The sequence below is a fragment of the Anabaena sp. 54 genome, from assembly GCF_017355725.1.
Lineage (GTDB): Bacteria > Cyanobacteriota > Cyanobacteriia > Cyanobacteriales > Nostocaceae > Dolichospermum > Dolichospermum heterosporum.
In genome coordinates this window covers 1-17,617 of the sequence record NZ_JAAVWA010000024.1, presented here as the reverse complement: position 1 = coordinate 17,617, position 17,617 = coordinate 1, and the positions used below count along the sequence as shown (strand labels likewise).

General features: G+C 40.8%; 14 protein-coding genes and 1 pseudogene. 10 read left to right on the top strand and 5 right to left on the bottom strand.

The window, feature by feature from the left end; translation table 11 throughout:
* Positions 1-208 precede the first annotated feature (208 nt).
* The gene (locus HEQ36_RS18780; RefSeq protein ID WP_053540698.1) at positions 209-655 is read left to right on the top strand and encodes a hypothetical protein; all 447 of its coding nucleotides are present in this window, start codon (positions 209-211) and stop codon (positions 653-655) included.
* A 390-nt stretch (positions 656-1,045) separates the two neighbouring features.
* The gene (gene rpmF, locus HEQ36_RS18775; protein WP_039202630.1) at positions 1,046-1,222 is read left to right on the top strand and encodes a 50S ribosomal protein L32; all 177 of its coding nucleotides are present in this window, start codon (positions 1,046-1,048) and stop codon (positions 1,220-1,222) included.
* Between the two features lie 420 nt (positions 1,223-1,642).
* On the opposite strand, the gene HEQ36_RS18770 is transcribed toward rpmF, so the two are convergent.
* On the bottom strand, positions 1,643-3,028 hold the full coding sequence (locus tag HEQ36_RS18770) for an aldehyde dehydrogenase (protein ID WP_027404837.1): 1,386 nt from the start codon (positions 3,026-3,028) through the stop codon (positions 1,643-1,645).
* 163 nt (positions 3,029-3,191) lie between these two features.
* Between HEQ36_RS18770 and HEQ36_RS18765 the strand changes: the two genes are divergently transcribed.
* A complete protein-coding gene (locus HEQ36_RS18765; protein WP_053540696.1) occupies positions 3,192-3,905 on the top strand; it encodes a rubrerythrin family protein in 714 nt (237 codons plus the stop codon).
* 607 nt (positions 3,906-4,512) lie between these two features.
* On the opposite strand, the gene HEQ36_RS18760 is transcribed toward HEQ36_RS18765, so the two are convergent.
* The 4 genes from HEQ36_RS18760 to metH all read right to left on the bottom strand — a co-directional run bounded on the left by HEQ36_RS18760 (position 4,513) and on the right by metH (position 9,696).
* Complete coding sequence (locus HEQ36_RS18760) at positions 4,513-4,767, bottom strand: hypothetical protein (protein ID WP_205748548.1); 255 nt, start codon at positions 4,765-4,767, stop codon at positions 4,513-4,515.
* A gap of 130 nt (positions 4,768-4,897) precedes the next feature.
* On the bottom strand, positions 4,898-5,536 hold the full coding sequence (locus HEQ36_RS18755) for a transaldolase family protein (RefSeq protein ID WP_168636270.1): 639 nt from the start codon (positions 5,534-5,536) through the stop codon (positions 4,898-4,900).
* A 55-nt stretch (positions 5,537-5,591) separates the two neighbouring features.
* Positions 5,592-6,068, bottom strand: coding sequence for a hypothetical protein (locus HEQ36_RS18750; RefSeq protein WP_053540693.1), 477 nt, complete (start codon positions 6,066-6,068; stop codon positions 5,592-5,594).
* Positions 6,069-6,153: 85 nt separating this feature from the next.
* Positions 6,154-9,696, bottom strand: a complete 3,543-nt coding sequence (gene metH, locus HEQ36_RS18745; RefSeq protein ID WP_168636269.1) for a methionine synthase — start codon at positions 9,694-9,696, stop codon at positions 6,154-6,156.
* A gap of 200 nt (positions 9,697-9,896) precedes the next feature.
* Between metH and purC the strand changes: the two genes are divergently transcribed.
* From purC to HEQ36_RS18710, 7 genes and pseudogenes are all read left to right on the top strand, one after another.
* The gene (purC, locus tag HEQ36_RS18740) at positions 9,897-10,640 is read left to right on the top strand and encodes a phosphoribosylaminoimidazolesuccinocarboxamide synthase (RefSeq protein ID WP_053540691.1); all 744 of its coding nucleotides are present in this window, start codon (positions 9,897-9,899) and stop codon (positions 10,638-10,640) included.
* A 51-nt stretch (positions 10,641-10,691) separates the two neighbouring features.
* A complete protein-coding gene (locus HEQ36_RS18735; RefSeq protein ID WP_168636268.1) occupies positions 10,692-13,052 on the top strand; it encodes a BamA/TamA family outer membrane protein in 2,361 nt (786 codons plus the stop codon).
* A gap of 145 nt (positions 13,053-13,197) precedes the next feature.
* Complete coding sequence (lpxC, locus tag HEQ36_RS18730; RefSeq protein WP_053540689.1) at positions 13,198-14,046, top strand: UDP-3-O-acyl-N-acetylglucosamine deacetylase; 849 nt, start codon at positions 13,198-13,200, stop codon at positions 14,044-14,046.
* 163 nt (positions 14,047-14,209) lie between these two features.
* A complete protein-coding gene (gene fabZ, locus HEQ36_RS18725; RefSeq protein ID WP_168636267.1) occupies positions 14,210-14,719 on the top strand; it encodes a 3-hydroxyacyl-ACP dehydratase FabZ in 510 nt (169 codons plus the stop codon).
* 132 nt (positions 14,720-14,851) lie between these two features.
* On the top strand, positions 14,852-15,667 hold the full coding sequence (gene lpxA, locus HEQ36_RS18720; protein WP_053541378.1) for an acyl-ACP--UDP-N-acetylglucosamine O-acyltransferase: 816 nt from the start codon (positions 14,852-14,854) through the stop codon (positions 15,665-15,667).
* A 229-nt stretch (positions 15,668-15,896) separates the two neighbouring features.
* A complete protein-coding gene (gene lpxB / locus HEQ36_RS18715) occupies positions 15,897-17,063 on the top strand; it encodes a lipid-A-disaccharide synthase (protein WP_053540688.1) in 1,167 nt (388 codons plus the stop codon).
* Between the two features lie 191 nt (positions 17,064-17,254).
* Positions 17,255-17,491, top strand: a pseudogene (locus HEQ36_RS18710) (hypothetical protein); the annotation flags it as partial.
* Positions 17,492-17,617: the final 126 nt, after the last annotated feature.

The window sequence follows — 17,617 nt, the reverse complement described above, 5'->3', positions numbered from 1 at the left end:
CTTATAGCAGGAGTCACCGAGTCATCGAGTAAAACTCTCTTTTAGACAGCGGTTCATTGCTAATTCATGTCCTTTTGCACCTTGTCCGTTGCTATAGTTTAATTAATTTTCACCTATTGCTGAAATCAGTTGTAGTGGATACAACATAAATAATCGTAAAATACTCGCACTCGATTTCCATGACCTGTCATTCATGAGATAGAAGATTATGTTCAGAATTGATACAATACAATCATTTTCAGTGATCCCCTTTTCAATTATTAGCCAAGTTGGCAAAAAAATCCAGATTATTCATAGTGGAGTCTGGCTGTTATTAGCAGTTCCTTTATGGTTAACGACAGAAGCGATCGCTCCGCAGACTGTCCAAGCTTACACAGCTAGAGTAGATTTGCTGATAGACCGTTTACCAGAGGAAAGCTACGAAACCGTGCTACGAAGGGCAGAATTTACCGCTAGAGCCGCAACTCAACGGAGCTTTGACCAAGATATTTTGGTGACAGAAGTATCTGTTATTATTTCAGCACAAAATCGGGGAGCGATCGCACCAATCTTATCATTAGAAGTCAGTCGCCCTCAATGGCAAAAACTGCCAGATCCCCAAAATTGGACAACTTATTTTAAAACAGCCCGCTTATTACTGTTAATTGATCAGTAGAGTGACATAAGTAGGTGAGCGTTGAAAATTGTCGTTATGGCAAGGCAAAAGGCAAGAGGCAAGAGGCAAGAGTGAAGAGGGTTTAGGCGATTTTACATTTCTTTACACAGTTTGGTTTTATTGTGTTCACCTACTTACTTCCGTACCGCTTTTGCCCAAGTCACTCGATTTTGGATTGACTCCACGTGTAGAGTTGGAAAATTTGGGGTTTGGGATTTACGTTAGGGAAGCGTACGCAGCGCAGCGAGTATTTTTCCGTTCTCAAGGAACGGGAACCCATGCCAACTTGTTTAATCTAAAATCTAAAATCTAAAATCTAAAATTTCCGGTCAAAAGTCAATTAATCGCTTACAATAGGAAGGTTGTCAAGAATCACGATATACCGCTGTCATGGCTGTTCCTAAGAAGAAAACATCAAAATCTAAACGAGATAAACGCCGCGCCACCTGGAGACACAAAGCTGCTGTTGAAGCGCAAAAAGCTATCTCCCTTGGTAAATCAATTTTAAGTGGTCGTTCTAACTTCGTCTATCCAGCAATTGAGGAAGAAGAAACAGAAGAATCTTAGAGAATAATTCAATAGTCTCCAATTCAGGAGTTAGAATAAATTTATACTCGTGACGGCTGAGATTTGAATTTTTACAAGATTACTAAAAACCTAAATGTGTAAGGGTAAAGCAAAAGCTCATTGGTGTCAACTTAACGTAAAACCTCTATCCCGCAAAGAACTCAAGTCATCTCACTCCCAGTCTCTGACTGGGAATGAATTCTAGAAGGCTCTGCCTTCAATAATATTAGAGGCAGAGCCTCATCAACTGCATTCCTAGTCAGAGACTAGGAACTAGATGTGGTAGGGATTTGAGCTTAAGTTGACACCAATGAGCAGCGCTAGACCCCCACATGGAGGATCAAATAATTAAGCCCTTTCGACTGACTCCTGGGCGTATGAGTGACTGGGCGCAAGCCCTGCGCCCCTAATGAATTTTTATTAAATACCAATAATTTTTTTCAACAGCGATAATTTACCTAGATAGGGTGCGTATCGCCAGTTTATATCCAAAGGAAATGAGTTTTGTAAGACACTTTTGTAATGGGAAAAGGTATCAAAACCAGCTTTACCGTGATAGCTACCCATCCCACTATCACCCACACCCCCAAATGGTAAGGAAGAAACAGCAACCTGCATTACTGTGTCATTAATACATACTCCCCCAGATGATGTTTCCTGTAAAATCCGTTTTTGCAGGTTTTTGTTTTGGGAAAATAAATATAAAGCCAGGGGTTTTGGTCTAGAGTTAATTAAAGTAATAGCTTCATTGATATCTGTATATTCAATAATTGGTAAAATCGGTCCAAAAATCTCCTCTTGCATTACCGGATCTGTTAAAGAAACATTTTCCAGTAGCGTGGGGGCAATATAAAGTTCTTCAGGTTTAGTTTCTCCCCCCATAATCACTTCACCACACTTGAGTAAATTTGCTAATCTGTCAAAATGTTTTTGATGAATAATTCTGGCATAATCGGCACTGTTAGCTGGATTTTCCCCATAAAATTCTTGCAGACATTTCTGCAAAGCATTGACTAAATTTGGTTTAATTTTCGTATCTACCAACAAATAATCCGGGGCAATACAAGTTTGTCCAGCATTAATAAATTTACCCCAAATAATGCGTTTGACGGTATGTTCTAGATTAATGTCCGTATCAATGATGCAAGGACTTTTTCCACCCAATTCCAAAGTTACCGGAGTGAGATGTTTGGCAGCAGCTTCCATAACTATTTTACCAATGGCTGTACCACCAGTAAAAAAGATGTGATCAAATTTTTCTGCTAGTAACTTTTGACTCGTTTCCACTGCACCAGGGACAACTGTAATATATTCTGGAGAAAAGTATTTATGAATAAGTTTTGTAATTAAATCCGAAGTCCGCGGTGCGAGTTCTGAAGGTTTAATAATAGTACAATTTCCCGCAGCGATCGCCCCAACCAAAGGTGAGATAATTAACTGAAATGGATAATTCCAAGGTCCAATAATTAAAACTACTCCTAAGGGTTCTGGACATATTTTAGCCGAGTATGGAAATAAATCTAAAGGAACGGCTGCTTTTTTGGGTTTTGTCCAAGTATTGATATGTTTGATGGCATAATCAATTTCTTTATTAACACCGATTTCCGTAGCATAACTCTCAAATTCTGGTTTATTTAAATCAGCTTTTAATGCCTGAATAATTGCTGCTTTATTCTCAATTACTAACTGTTTAAGGACTTTGAGTTGGGCAATCCGAAAAGTAACATCTTTCGTTTTACTACTTTGGAAAAACTGCCGTTGTTTAGCAATAATCTCAGCGTGTTTTGGTAATTCGTTAGTAATCATTGTTAATTAAATCTTAAAGAATGTGTGTAAGGATTCAGGCAACAGAGACCGGGGAAGATAGAAGAAAAATGTTCTTCATCCTTCATGCTTCATTATGAACTTCTGAATTCTTACGAATGTGTTTTAATATTAGGCAACAACCTCTCATCGAGATTCGCAAATTATGGATTTATCCAACTTTACTACACTACAAAATTTAGAATCAGCCTTTGGTGGGGAATCAATGGCTAATCGTAAATACCTATTTTTTGCAGCAGTCGCACGTAAACTAGGGTTTTCCGATTTAGCAAAACTCTTTAAAGAAACAGCAGATCAAGAAACCGAACACGCTTTTGCACATTTTGAATTATTACATCCAGAACTTGTTGTTCAAGATGCAACAGCTTTAACTGATGAACAAAAACGGGAAATCATCTCTCGTTGTTTATCTTTAGCGATCGCAGGCGAAACCTATGAATACACAACCATGTATCCTGAATTTGCTGCTGCTGCTGAACATGATCGAGATCATCCCGCAGCAGCAGAATTTCTCCAACAAGCTCAAGAATCTAGTGATCACGCTAACACATTTCGTGCTGCCGCCCACCGATTTGGGTTGCTTAAATTCATTGAAAATTATCACGCAGATCGCTATACTGAAGCCTTAGAAATCTTGAACGGTGGAGACGCTGTAACTAGAGTTGCTAGTGAAAATCCGCAAACTCAAAAATGGATTTGTAGACAATGCAGCATGATTTATGATCCTGTAACAGGTGATCCAGATTCAGGAATTTTACCAGGTACAGCATTTGCAGATATTCCTGAAGATTGGCATTGTCCTATTTGCGGTGCAACCAAGAAAACTTTTAAACCCCTTGAGGAAAAAGTTGCCGCTTAACAAAAATTAATCTAAGTAAATTCCCCGTCATCTATTGATGCTCCCTCTTCTCTAGTAATGTATAAAATATAGAAGAGGGAGTTATCTAGTGGGTACTGTATGCCAGAAATCAGGGGTAAAACTGGCTTGTTGTCTGGCGTGAATTTAGGGAACACCAAAAAATAAATTACCCAATTTTGTGGGATGGACATCCTGCCCGTCCTTGATGATTAGCGGGCAATTCGCCCCGCACCACAAGAAATTTTTGGGTATTTTTTTAATTGGAAGTTCCTAAGTAGGTGAACACAATAAAACCAAACTGTGTAAAGAAACGTAAAATCGCTGAAAGCTTCTTTACTCTTGCCTCTTGCCTCTTGCCTCTTGCCTTGCTATAACGACAATTTTCAACGCCAACCTACTTAATTCTTAAGAAATCGGCAAAAAGTACCCAAAAAAAGAGAGTGGGAGGAGGCATTACCAAGCGCCTTTCTCTCCCACTCTACCATTTGCTGCTGAAGCGATTAGGAACTTTATTCATATAGACGAGAACCGCTAATTAGGGGGGTAATTTGCAGGTTAACGATAACGTCTATACTTAGCAGGTATTCCTATGCAGCAAATACTAATTCTATTTATTTTTTAGACAACCTCTACAAGAGCCTTTTGTTAATTGATTCAGCTTTTTAACAACCCTCTTGTTTTTTGCTTGTCTAATATAATTTAGCCTGGATAATTTCATCGTGGTTGCCAATTTGGCATTTATTTTTATCTTTTTTATTTGTTCATCTCCAACAGTTTTTAACCTACATTTTTCGAGAATAATTAATAGGGGGTCACACCCATCATCCTTGACATAGCTTGATTTTACTGGCTTTAAAGGCATTGTGTCTATGACTATAAACCCGATTTTTAAGTATTCTAATTATGCAAAATGCAGGGTTTCAGGATGAGGGGTGAAACCCTGCATTGATTCACTAACAGTCTTCTCTATATAGGATTGAGGTGAGATCAAGTTAAACTGTTAAACCAATTCCTCCAGCCGCAAAATCAATCACGGTTTGATGGGAAAATTCATGGGTAGCGATCGCTTGCAACATTGTTAAGGGTAAGGTGAGATGATTTGCACCGGCTTGGAGAGATGCGGCTGCTTCTGCTGGTGACTTGATACTAGCTGCTAAAATTTCCACATCACTGCCTTTGAGGATACTGGACATATCGCGGACTAAGGCAATACCGTCTCCTAGCAAGCGTTCTGCCCGATTGACATAGGCGATCGCAATTTTTGCCCCTGCTTCCTTAGCTACAGCGGCTTGTGCGGGGCTGTAAATGCCGGTGACGGAACAGGTAATTTCCGAGGAAAGGATGGCTACCACCTTAAATCCTAGCGGTGTGGCGGGAATTTTCAAGATGGTTTGAGAACCAATAATTTCAAAGGCTTTTCTCCCTTCGGCGATCATTTTCTCCTGATCTGAAGCTAGGAGTTGATAATATACAGGACCGGAAGTTAAGGAAACTAAGGTTTTGAGGGTGGTTGCCGGTGGGGTGTTAGCTTGCGCTAATAATGTGGGGTTGGTGGTAATACCTTTCACCCAACCCCAATATTTAACAATTTCGGCTTCTGCGGCAATAGCTGAATCTAAATAAAGCGCCATGATCATCCTGATAAATGCCTACCTGGATCACTTTACAGCACCTCAACAATGTTTCCTAATCTGCTATTGCCCAACGGACATAAGGACGAGAACCGGCTATGGTGTTGTAAATAATTGTCTGGGCTGGGGCGTTGATTTTTCGCAAATCTACCCGAAAATAAGCTTTTTTATCTTTAAATTGGACATTGTAAAAATTGTATTCCTGATTACGGGTTTGACCGACACAGGCAGCATAATTACTGCGTAAAGGTGAAACAAATTCTATGAACTGCTTACTAGCAGAAACTAATTTAACTCTATCTGCAAAAGCTGTTGTATTGGCAACAACTGTATGTTCTGCACCACCCTCAAAAGGCAGAGTTATCCACCACAACCCGACTGTTGGCGGACAATTACCACTGCTGCGTTGTACGTTTAGCTTAACATTTGGTTCACTTATGGGACCTGAATTTGTCTGTGCTTGAACTTGTGTTGTCAGAGAAATTGTTCCTGCTGCTAATAAAGAAACAAAAATACTACTAAGTTTTGTCATTGTTCCTAAATGCTTATGGTTATGATAAAGTCCGCCTGCGCGGACTTTATTTGTATACTCCCAGAATTGTATTCTGAGGGATAGATTAAGCCGTGAAATACTTCGCCGCAGGGTGATAAGTAATAATCGCCGTTGTCGACTGTTCAGGATATAATTGCTCACTTTCATCCATGTGCATCTTCATCCTATCAACCCCCAACAACTCCAACTGCTGATACTGATCTTGGATATTCGGACAAGCTGGATAGCCGAAACTATACCGAGAACCTTGATAGCGCTGCGCCAACATATCCCGAATATTGTCCGGTTCAGAATCACCAAAACCTAGCTCCCGGCGGATTCTGGCGTGAGTCCATTCTGCCAAAGCTTCCGCAACCTGGACAGCCATACCATGAAAATACAGATAATCAGTGTATTGATTATTCGCAAATAGCTTTTGGGCAAACTCCGTTGCGACTTCCCCCACAGTCACCGCTTGCATGGGGAAAACATCAGTAATTCCTGATTCTTTTGGTGCAAAGAAATCCGCAATACATAACCTATTCAAAGACCTCTGACGCGGAAACTCAAAACTAGCTCTTACCTCTGCGTCCTCTGCGCCTCTGTGGTTCGTTTCATAAATCAATAAACTATTCCCCACAGATTGACAAGGGAAATATCCATAAATCACTTGAGGATGTAATAAATTCTCCTCAATAATGCGCTGTTTCCATTCTTCCAAAACTGGATAAACCTTATCAGCTAAAAATGCCTGATATTCCTCCTTAGATTGTTCCTTGGGTTTACGAAATTGCCATTGTCCAGCGACCAAAGCTTGCAAATCCAAATACCAGAATAATTCCTCCAAAGAAATATCATCAGGTTGTAAAAACTGCGTTCCCCAAAAAGGTGGTTGCGGACGTTCAATATCTATAGCTACAGCATCAGAACGCCGAGTATCAACCTCTTTTTTAACATCAGAATTATCTATTGTCTGGTGGGCATCTTGCCTGATATTTTCCTCAAAAGATTGATGTCCATTTTCTACAACCTCATCCAAAAATCCCTGCAAATTATCCCAATTACCTGTTGTTTTTGCAGGCATTAACTTATCCATGAAATGCAAATCAGAAAAGGCATCTTTACCATAGACAACCTTACCCTTGTAAGTACCTTGGCAATCTTGATTTACAAATTTAGGAGTTAAAGCTGCACCACCTAAAATTACTGGCACAGTAATTCCCTTTTCATTAAAAGTTTGTAAATTCTCTTTCATGAAAGCGGTAGATTTTACTAACAATCCACTCATGGCAATACAATCAGGTTGATACTGTTCGTAAGCTTGAATAATGTTTTCTACAGATTGCTTAATTCCCAGGTTAATTACCTTGTAACCATTGTTAGATAAAATGATATCTACGAGGTTTTTACCAATATCGTGAACGTCACCTTTAACAGTGGCAATGACAAAAGTTCCTTTCGCATTATTGCCAGATTCCGACTTTTCCATGAACGGTTCTAAATAAGCAACCGCAGCTTTCATGGTTTCGGCAGATTGTAAGACAAAAGGTAATTGCATTTGTCCAGAACCGAACAATTCACCGACAACTTTCATTCCGTCTAACAAGAAAGTATTGATGATTTGTAAAGGAGGATATTGTTCTAAAGCTTTTGTTAATTGGGTTTCTAAACCAATACGTTCACCGTCAATAACATGACGTTTCAAACGTTCTTCAATGGGTAAACTGGCATCAATTCCCGTATTCCGTTTAGTTTTGACTCCGGCAAAAATTGTGGTTAGTTCTCCCAAAGGATCATAAACGCAGACATTACCATCAAATTTGCGTTCATCATAAATTAATTGCCGACAAACTTCTTGATGTTGCGGTTCGATTTTAGCCAGGGGTAAAATTTTACTCGCGCTGACAATTGCTGAATCCATGCCCGCTTGCATAGCTTCATGCAAAAACATCGAGTTTAGTACCATCCGCGAGGCGGGATTTAAGCCAAAAGAGATATTGGAAACGCCCAACATCACATGACATCCGGGCAATTCTTGGCGAATACGGCGAATTGATTCAATGGTAGCTTTACCATTGGCTCGATCTTCTTCAATCCCCGTAGAAATCGGTAGAGCTAAAGTATCAAAGAATATTTCTGTAGGCGCAATCCCATATTCTACAGCTTGACGGTAAGCCCGTTGGGCAATTTGAAACTTTTTCTCTGCTGTCCGCGCCATACCATCTTCGTCAATTGTCCCAATAATGACACCAGCACCGTATTTTTTAGCTAATTCTAGCACTTTCAAAAATCGGTCTTCGCCATCTTCATAGTTGGTAGAATTGAGTAAACACTTACCACCAGCTACCTTTAACCCCGCTTCCATTTTTTCCCATTCGGTGGAATCCAGCATTAAAGGTAAAGTTACATTATTGACAACACGAGAAACTAACTCGTGCATATCACGTACGCCGTCACGTCCCACATAATCAACGTTAATATCAAGGATGTGTGCGCCTTCTTTTACCTGACTCCGCGCCATTGAGACTAAACCATCCCAGTCTTCAGCGTTGAGTAAATCACGGCATTTTTTAGAACCACTGGCGTTAAGACGTTCACCGATAATCAAGAAAGAATTTTCTTGTTCATAGGGTTGAGTCGTATAAATTGATGCGGCTGATGGTTCTAAAATTGGTTGTCTAACTTTTGGTTTTAACTCGTGAGCAATTTCCGCCAATTGTTGAATATGTGCTGGTCGTGTCCCACAGCAACCCCCAATCACTTGGACACCTAAATCTTCGATGAAGTGCATTAACGCCATGCGTAATTCTATGGGCGTAAGTCTGTAATGTGCTTGACCGCCAACGTTTTCCGGTAAACCCGCATTGGGAATACAGGAAACTACGAATGGGGAATGTTCTGATAAATACTTGATGTGTGGTTTCATCAAGTCGGGACCAGTGGCGCAATTTAAGCCGAGAATATCAATGGGATAAGATTCGAGAATAGTAACTACGGCGTTGATTTCTGTCCCTACCAGCATTGTCCCCATGCTTTCCATAGTTACAGACACCATTAAGGCTCGTCTTTCGCCTTTTTTGGCAAAAACTTCCTCAATTCCATTCAGTGCGGCTTTAATTTGTAGCACGTCTTGGCAGGTTTCCACGAGGAATAAATCCACACCACCATCAAATAAGGCTTCTGCTTGTTCAGCAAAAGAGGCTTTCATGGTGTCAAAGTCAATATGTCCCAAAGTTGGGAGTTTAGTTGTCGGACCAATAGAACCAGCCACAAATCGGGGTTTTTCCGGGGTGGAAAATTCCGCAGCTACACTTTTGGCAAGTTCGGCGGCTTTTTTCGTGAGATAGTAAGCTTGGTCTGCTAGGTCGTATTCTGCGAGAACGATGGACATAGAGCCAAAGGTATCAGTTTCAATGACATCAGCCCCAGCGGCGAGAAAATCACGGTGAACTTTGGCGACAGCTTCGGGTTTAGTGTGAACTAAATACTCGTTACAGCCTTCATATTGTGCGCCTCCAAAATCTTCAGCGGTCAGGTTTTGGGTTTGTAGGTTGGTTCCCATTGCGCCGTCAAAGACGATAACGGGGCGTTCTGGACTATAGAGGTGTTTGAGAAAAGGATGGGTCATATTGTGTGAAAGAATAGAGTTATTTTTGTAATACTAGACTTAATTTATTATCCGTTTACAAACTGAGGTAGTCTAGCTTCAATTGTTGCGTATTATGCAGTGATGTGATCTTACTCAAGAACCACAACAGATTAACCAAAGATAAAATAGTGAAACTTTCAGATTTAAGCAGTCCATTACCGAAAACAGTATCTACTACCATGTCTGTTAATTCTAAACTTTACGAAGGCAAAGCTAAAATTCTTTACGCCACAGATGATCCAGAGATTTTGTTGGCTGATTTTAAAGATGATGCTACAGCCTTTAATGCTCAAAAACGGGGCAGCATTGAAAACAAAGGCATGATTAACTGTAGTATTTCTAGTCAACTGTTCCAACAATTGGCAATGCAGGGGATTAAAACTCATTTTATTGATAGTCCAGCCCCGAATTTGATGAGAGTTAAGGCTGTAAAAATTATCCCCTTAGAAGTGGTGGTCAGAAATATTGCGGCTGGTAGCCTGTGTCAGCAAACTGGGTTAGCACTGGGAACTGTGTTATCACAGCCTTTGGTGGAATTCTATTATAAAGATGATAGTCTAGGTGATCCTCTACTGACAAGCGATCGCCTATTTCTTCTAGAATTAGCCACACCGGAACAAGTTGCTCAAATTACCCATCTTGCCTTGAAAATCAACGAATTTCTGCAACAGTTTTGGGAAAAGTGTCAAATTACCTTAGTGGACTTTAAACTTGAATTTGGCGTAGATTCCCAACAGCAAGTATTATTAGCTGACGAAATTAGTCCCGATACCTGTCGTTTATGGGACATAGCCGAAACCGATACTAACCGTCGAGTTATGGATAAAGACCGTTTTCGTCGTGACTTAGGAAACGTAGAAAATGCTTATCAGGAGGTTTTACAGAGAGTATTAAAAGTAGTAGAAAGTTACAAAACCGAGTAAGTAATTTTTCCAGTGATTAACAAATAATGGTGTGCGGTAGTGAAGAGAAATATGATTAAAAAACATTTAACACCCGGATTAATGGCTATGGTAGCCATTACAGTCCCTTTAGCAATTTCTGTCAAAGCAAACGCCCAAGCTACTGATAGTCACCCACAGACCACAGAAGTTTTGACAGCAGAAACAAACCAGCCAGAAAAACAGCATCCTGTCAAAAGTGATGCTAGTGAAAATCTGACATCCCATGCCTTAATAGTGCCAATAGTTGGAGAAAAAGAATCTAACCAATTTTCGCCCATTGTCAAAGTGATCACAGCCAATTCGGTAGCAGTAAACAAAGCATCTGTTATTGTGCCAAAAACCACAATAGTTCCCATTACCGCACAAGTCCCCCAACCAGGAACTACTCGACCCCCTGCGGCTACACCTACTCAAAAAAACTCAACTCCCTCAACAATCAAGACGGAATCTGAAGTTACACCACAACCCACAGTAACTACCCCAGCAAAACCGACCCAACCTCCTGCGGCTGAATCTAGTCCAGAAGCAACGGAAGCCCGTGTACTGGTGTCAGAGGTAGCAATTAAATCAGAAACAGGACAAATCACCCCCGCGCTAGAAACCGAAGTTTATAAAGTAATTCGTACCCAAGCCGGACAAACAACAACCCGTTCCCAACTCCAAGAAGATATTAGTGCGATTTTTAGAACTGGGTTTTTCTCCAACGTCCAAGCATTTCCAGAAGATACCCCTCTTGGTGTGCGAGTCAGTTTTATTGTTACCCCCAATCCCATCCTCTCCAAAGTAGAATTAGAAGCAAATCCTGGGACGGGTGTAGCCTCTGTCCTTCCTGCTGAGACAGCCAACGAAATATTTAGTAATCAGTATGGCAAAATTCTTAACTTGCGGGAACTAAGCGAAGGCATCAAGCAATTAACTAAGCGCTATCAAGATCAAGGTTATGTACTAGCCAACTTAATTGGCGCACCCAAAGTCTCAGACAATGGAGTTGTTACCCTCCAAGTTGCTGAAGGGGTTGTAGAAAGCGTGAAAGTCCGATTCCGTAACAAAGATGGTGAGGACGTAGACGACAAAGGCAACCCAATTCGGGGACGGACAAAGGATTATGTTGTGACGCGAGAATTAGAATTAAAGCCAGGAACGGTATTCAATCGCAATACAGTGCAGAGAGACTTAGCACGGATATATGGATTAGGATTGTTTGAACCACCAGATACTGAACCTATATCCCTTGCCCCTGGTACTGACCCCAGCAAAGTAAATGTCCTAGTCAATGTAATTGAACGTACCAGCGGTTCTATTGCTGCCGGGGCGGGAATCAGTTCCGCCAGTGGTTTATTTGGAACTGTCAGCTATCAGCAGCAAAACTTGGGAGGAAGAAACCAAAAATTAGGGACAGAGGTACAGTTAGGAGAACGAGAACTACTATTTGACCTCCGCTTTACTGATCCCTGGATTGGTGGTGATCCTTATCGAACTTCATATACAACCAATATTTTCCGTCGTCGCTCTATTTCTCTAATTTTTGAAGGCAAAGATAACAACATTGAAACCTTTAATCCTGGTAATATTACGGATACAAATCAACAAGATCGCCCTCGGATTACCCGGTTAGGTGGTGGTGTTACCTTTACTCGTCCCCTTTCTGCCAATCCTTTCAAAAATTCCGAGTGGCTGGCTTCTGCGGGACTACAGTATCAACGGGTTTCTGGTCGTGATGCTGACGGCAATTTAAGGAAGGAAGGGGCAATATTTAATGATAATGGTCAAATCATCAGTGGTAAAATTCCCCTCACCCTTTCGTCTTCTGGGGAAGATGATTTATTACTATTCAAGCTGGGCGCACAAAGGGATCTCCGCAATAATGCCTTACAACCCACAAAAGGTTCTTTCCTCAGCTTTGGAGTTGATCAATCTGTACCTGTGGGTTCAGGTAGTATTTTTATGACTAGGTTACGAGGTAACTATAGTCAGTATCTACCGATTAAATTGATTAGCTTTAGCAAAAAACCGCAAACTTTAGCATTTAACCTCCAAGGCGGAACTATATTTGGCGATGTACCTCCTTATGAAACCTTTACTCTGGGTGGTAGTAACTCGGTTCGGGGTTATGACGAAGGCAGATTAGGTACGGGTAGTAAGTATATCCAAGCTGCGGTTGAATATCGCTTCCCTGTGTTCTCTGTGGTCAGTGGCGCACTATTTTTTGATTATGGTAGTGATTTGGGAAGTAGTACCCAATCTGCACAATTGTTAAAGAAAAATGGTAATGGCTATGGCTATGGTGTGGGTTTGCGGATACAGTCTCCACTTGGACCAATTCGTATAGATTATGGTGTCACTGATGAAGGTGATAGTCGGATCAATTTTGGGATTGGAGAAAGATTTTAAATTGGTCGGTGGTCAGTTGTCAGTGGCTAGGAATTTTACTCCTGACTCCTGAATCTTTTTTGGGCGCAGGCCCTGCGCCCCTACCTCCTGACTCCTGTGCCTTAATAATAAGCAATAGTAACTACAATATGGGGATTGTTGGGCGATGCAACAACATACGTTAGGCGGGGAAATTACTCAGACTGGTGTGGGTTTGCATAGTGGTGTCAATACTCAGGTGAGAATATTACCTGCGCTACCGGGAAGTAACCGCTTTTTTGTGCGGGTAGATTTACCAAATTCACCTATGATTCCTGCTCAGGTTGCGGCTGTGAGTAAGACTGTGCTTTCTACTCAGTTGGGTAAGGATGAGGTCTGTGTTCGCACTGTAGAGCATTTACTGGCAGCTTTGGCGGCTATGGGGGTGGATAACGCCAGAATTGAAATTGATGGACCGGAAGTGCCACTTTTAGATGGTTCGGCGCGGATTTGGTGTGAAAGAATTGCTGAGGTGGGTTTAGTTGCTCAAATGGCGAATAATTTACCCGCACCTGTTGTGATTACTGAACCGATTTGGATTTATGAAGGTGATGCTTTTGTTTGCGCTCTACCTGCACCGGAAACTCGATTTAGCTATGGTATAGATTTTAATTTGGCGGCAATTGGTAATCAATGGCACAGTTGGTTATTAATGACCTGTTTGGAAAAGTCTGCTGCGGATTTTGCGGTGGAAATTGCACCAGCACGGACTTTTGGGTTACAGGATCAAATTGAATATCTGCAAAGGTCGGGATTAATTAAAGGTGGGAGTTTGGATAATGCTCTGGTTTGTGGGGTTCAAGGTTGGCTAAATCCCCCATTACGATTTGCAAATGAGCCAGTCCGTCATAAAATTTTGGATCTAGTAGGAGATTTAAGTTTACTGGGAACTTTCCCTGTTGCTCATTTTTTGGCGTACAAAGCTAGTCATAATTTACACATTCAACTAGCACGGAAAATTTTAGAGTTGTTCTAAAATATCTGAATTGATAGCAGTTTCCGAGAGAAAAGGAGGAACAGTAATCAAAAAGTAAGATAATATTTATACTTTTATTTCTATTTCCTGTTCCCTGTTCTCTGTTCCCTGTTCCCTGCTATACCTATTTCTAGTGTCTAATCATTCAAATAACTTACAACTAATGTCCACTATTACCGAACCTAATTCCCAGGAAGTGAATACATCAAGTGAGGATAATGTCAATACACAGACAATTAAAACTACCTTGACTATTGAGGAAATTCAGGAACTTTTGCCCCATCGCTATCCATTTTTACTGGTAGATCGGATTATTGATTATGTACCTGGTAAAAAGGCTGTGGGTATTAAAAATGTTACTTTTAATGAACCCCAATTTCAAGGGCATTTTCCGGGGCGATCGCTCATGCCCGGTGTGTTAATTATTGAAGCAATGGCACAAGTTGGGGGCATTGTGATGACGCAAATGCCAGCATCAAAAGGAGGACTGTTTGTATTTGCTGGTATTGATAAAGTTCGTTTTCGTCGTCAAGTTGTTCCCGGTGATCAACTGGTAATGACGGTGGAACTGTTGTGGGTAAAACAGCGTCGTTTCGGGAAAATGCAAGGACGAGCGGAAGTTGACGGACAACTAGCCGCTGAAGGAGAGCTAATGTTTTCTTTGATTAGTTAAGTCCTAACTATGATTTATTTGATTAATGTGATTGCCATGATGATCTAAATCAAAAGAATCATAGTTGAAAATCATGCGATTTCCATAATCATCTTAATCAAAAAAATCAAAAAAATCATAGTTAAAGATATGTTGAAAACACTTATTCATCCAACTGCTGTCATACATACTAGTGCGGAACTCCACCCAACAGTGCAAGTCGGTGCTTATGCTGTGATTGGAGAGAACGTCAGAGTTGGCGCAGACACTGTAATTGGCGCTCATGCTGTTCTGGAGGGACCTTGTGAAATTGGTACGGGAAATCAGATTTTCCCCGGTGCAGCTATCGGTATGCAGCCGCAGGATCTCAAGTATGTGGGAGAACCTACTTGGGTAAAAATTGGTAATAATAATTCCATTCGTGAGTATGTGACGATTAACCGCGCTACTGGTAGGGGTGAAGCGACAGTAATCGGCAATGGCAATTTATTGATGGCTTATGTTCATGTAGGTCATAATTGCGTGCTTGAGGATTCTGTCATTATTGCTAATTCTGTGGCGTTAGCAGGTCATGTACATATTGAATCGCGGGCTAGACTCAGCGGCGTTTTAGGTGTACATCAGTTTGTCCATATTGGGGGGATGTCAATGGTGGGAGGAATGACACGCATTGATAGAGATGTACCTCCTTATATGTTGGTGGAGGGAAATCCGGCAAAAGTGCGATCGCTCAATTTGGTAGGATTAAAACGTTCGGGAATGCCTGCGAGTGACTTTCAATTAATTAAAAAGGCTTTCCGTCTTCTCTATCGTTCTGAGTTTTTATTTAAAGATGCTTTGCAGGAGTTGGAAAATTTAGGAGATACAGAAGAATTAAAACATCTTCGCCGTTTCTTGTTACTTTCCCAAATGTCGGGAAGACGAGGTTTAATTCCCGGAAAAGGTAAAAAATCCGTCAGTGATGAATAGATATAGGGGCGGGGTTTACCCGTCCTCAAATTTTACTCTGTTTTTGTCGCCAGAATATAAATTGAATGAACCACGTTCGCGGAGCGTCCCGAAGGGATAGAAGCGAAGAACACGAAGGAAGAAGAAGAAGAAGAAGAAGAAAATAGGTAATTTGTAAGGGGGAATGGGGTAGGAAAGGACATGAAAATCTAAAATCTAAAATCTAATATCTAATATCTAATATCTAAAAATGCGAATATTTATTAGCACTGGCGAAGTTTCTGGAGATCTACAGGGTTCGCTATTAATTAAGGCACTTCAACGCCAAGCTGTTGCGGCGGGGTTGACATTAGAAATTATTGCCTTGGGTGGAGATAAAATGGCGGAAGCCGGGGCAAGAATTTTGGGTAATACCAGCGGTATTGGTTCAATGGGTTTGATTGAGTCTTTGCCTTATGTTATTCCTACTTTAAGAGTACAACGGCAAGCGATCGCTCACTTGAAGAAAAATCCCCCGGATTTAGTGGTTCTCATTGACTATATGGGTCCAAATTTGGGCATTGGTACATTCATGAAGGAAAATTTGCCTGATGTGCCTGTGGCTTATTATATCGCTCCTCAAGAGTGGGTATGGTCTATGAGTTTTCAGAATACTAACCGCATTGTTGGTTTTACAGATAAACTATTAGCAATTTTCCCAGAAGAAGCTCGATATTATCAACAAAATGGGGCAAATGTTTCTTGGGTAGGACATCCTTTAATTGATAGAATGGCAAATGCGCCTAGTCGGACAACTGCGAGGGAGAAATTAGGAGTTAAAGTAGAAGAAATAGCGATCGCACTTTTACCAGCTTCCCGTCATCAAGAATTAAAATATCTTCTACCAATAATTTTTCAAGCCGCCCAAAACATCCAATCTAAACTACCAAATGTCCATTTTTGGATTCCTCTATCCTTGGAAACATTTAGAGAACCAATTACAGCCGCAATTCAAGAATATGGGTTAAAAGCTACAATAGTATCAAGTCAACAACAAGGCGTTCAAGATATTTTAGCAGCGGCTGATTTTGCTATTAATAAGTCGGGAACAGTGAATTTAGAATTAGCATTATTAAATGTTCCCCAAGTTGTAGTTTATCGGCTTCATCCTCTTACAGCTTGGATTGCGCGTCATATTCTTAAAGGTTCAATTCCTTTTGCTTCTCCAGTCAATTTAGTTGTCATGCGGGAAATTGTCCCAGAATTCTTGCAAGAACAAGCCACAGCCGAGAATATTACCAAAGCAGCAATGGAATTGTTGTTAAATCCTGAAAAAAGACAACAAACTTTCACAGCTTATCAAGAAATGCGCCATTGTTTGGGAGAATTGGGAGTGTGCGATCGGACAGCTAAAGAAATACTAGAAATGTACATTTAATTAAAATGACTCGTTTTATCCATGACCAATTCGCAAAAGATTACCTAGAAGAACTACTAAAAGCTTAGAGGATGTTTTAAAAGTGGTATTCCGTAATTTTCATCACATTGCTACCCCCCCTTTACAAGGAGAAAAACAATAAAAATCCAGTTCCCTCCCCTTTACAAGGGGAGGGTTAGGGAGGGGTAAAAATATTTGATACATCAACCATAACTTTTCAAACACCCTCTTATGGAAAAGTTGAAGCACCCAGTCGTGTAGCTGGAGAAGTCCGAGAAATAGATGTATTATTTACACCATTCCCAGAACAAAACGCCAATTTAGAATCATGAGGATTACTGGGAAAATTAGCCACAACACCCGCTATATTTGAACCATACCGTAATCCAGCATCAAAGGAAGAAATATGTGATTGTCTGTTAAAATTACGGCTCTACCGGACTTAGTATGCTAAACTGGAGGGAACAGGGAAGAGGGAACAGGGAACAGGAAGAATGTCAGATATTAATGACTTTAAAGACTTAATAATTTGGCAAAAAGGAATGGATATTGCT

What these genes read in the sequence shown, in the direction of transcription:
- HEQ36_RS18750 (WP_053540693.1), bottom strand. Translation starts at nt 6,068, where the DNA reads ATGACAAAACTTAGTAGTATTTTTGTTTCTTTATTAGCAGCAGGAACA.
- purC (WP_053540691.1), top strand. Translation starts at nt 9,897, where the DNA reads ATGTCTGTTAATTCTAAACTTTACGAAGGCAAAGCTAAAATTCTTTAC.
- HEQ36_RS18760 (WP_205748548.1), bottom strand. Translation starts at nt 4,767, where the DNA reads ATGCCTTTAAAGCCAGTAAAATCAAGCTATGTCAAGGATGATGGGTGT.
- fabZ (WP_168636267.1), top strand. Translation starts at nt 14,210, where the DNA reads ATGTCCACTATTACCGAACCTAATTCCCAGGAAGTGAATACATCAAGT.
- HEQ36_RS18765 (WP_053540696.1), top strand. Translation starts at nt 3,192, where the DNA reads ATGGATTTATCCAACTTTACTACACTACAAAATTTAGAATCAGCCTTT.
- rpmF (WP_039202630.1), top strand. Translation starts at nt 1,046, where the DNA reads ATGGCTGTTCCTAAGAAGAAAACATCAAAATCTAAACGAGATAAACGC.
- lpxB (WP_053540688.1), top strand. Translation starts at nt 15,897, where the DNA reads ATGCGAATATTTATTAGCACTGGCGAAGTTTCTGGAGATCTACAGGGT.
- metH (WP_168636269.1), bottom strand. Translation starts at nt 9,696, where the DNA reads ATGACCCATCCTTTTCTCAAACACCTCTATAGTCCAGAACGCCCCGTT.
- lpxC (WP_053540689.1), top strand. Translation starts at nt 13,198, where the DNA reads ATGCAACAACATACGTTAGGCGGGGAAATTACTCAGACTGGTGTGGGT.
- HEQ36_RS18770 (WP_027404837.1), bottom strand. Translation starts at nt 3,028, where the DNA reads ATGATTACTAACGAATTACCAAAACACGCTGAGATTATTGCTAAACAA.
- HEQ36_RS18780 (WP_053540698.1), top strand. Translation starts at nt 209, where the DNA reads ATGTTCAGAATTGATACAATACAATCATTTTCAGTGATCCCCTTTTCA.
- HEQ36_RS18755 (WP_168636270.1), bottom strand. Translation starts at nt 5,536, where the DNA reads ATGGCGCTTTATTTAGATTCAGCTATTGCCGCAGAAGCCGAAATTGTT.
- HEQ36_RS18735 (WP_168636268.1), top strand. Translation starts at nt 10,692, where the DNA reads ATGATTAAAAAACATTTAACACCCGGATTAATGGCTATGGTAGCCATT.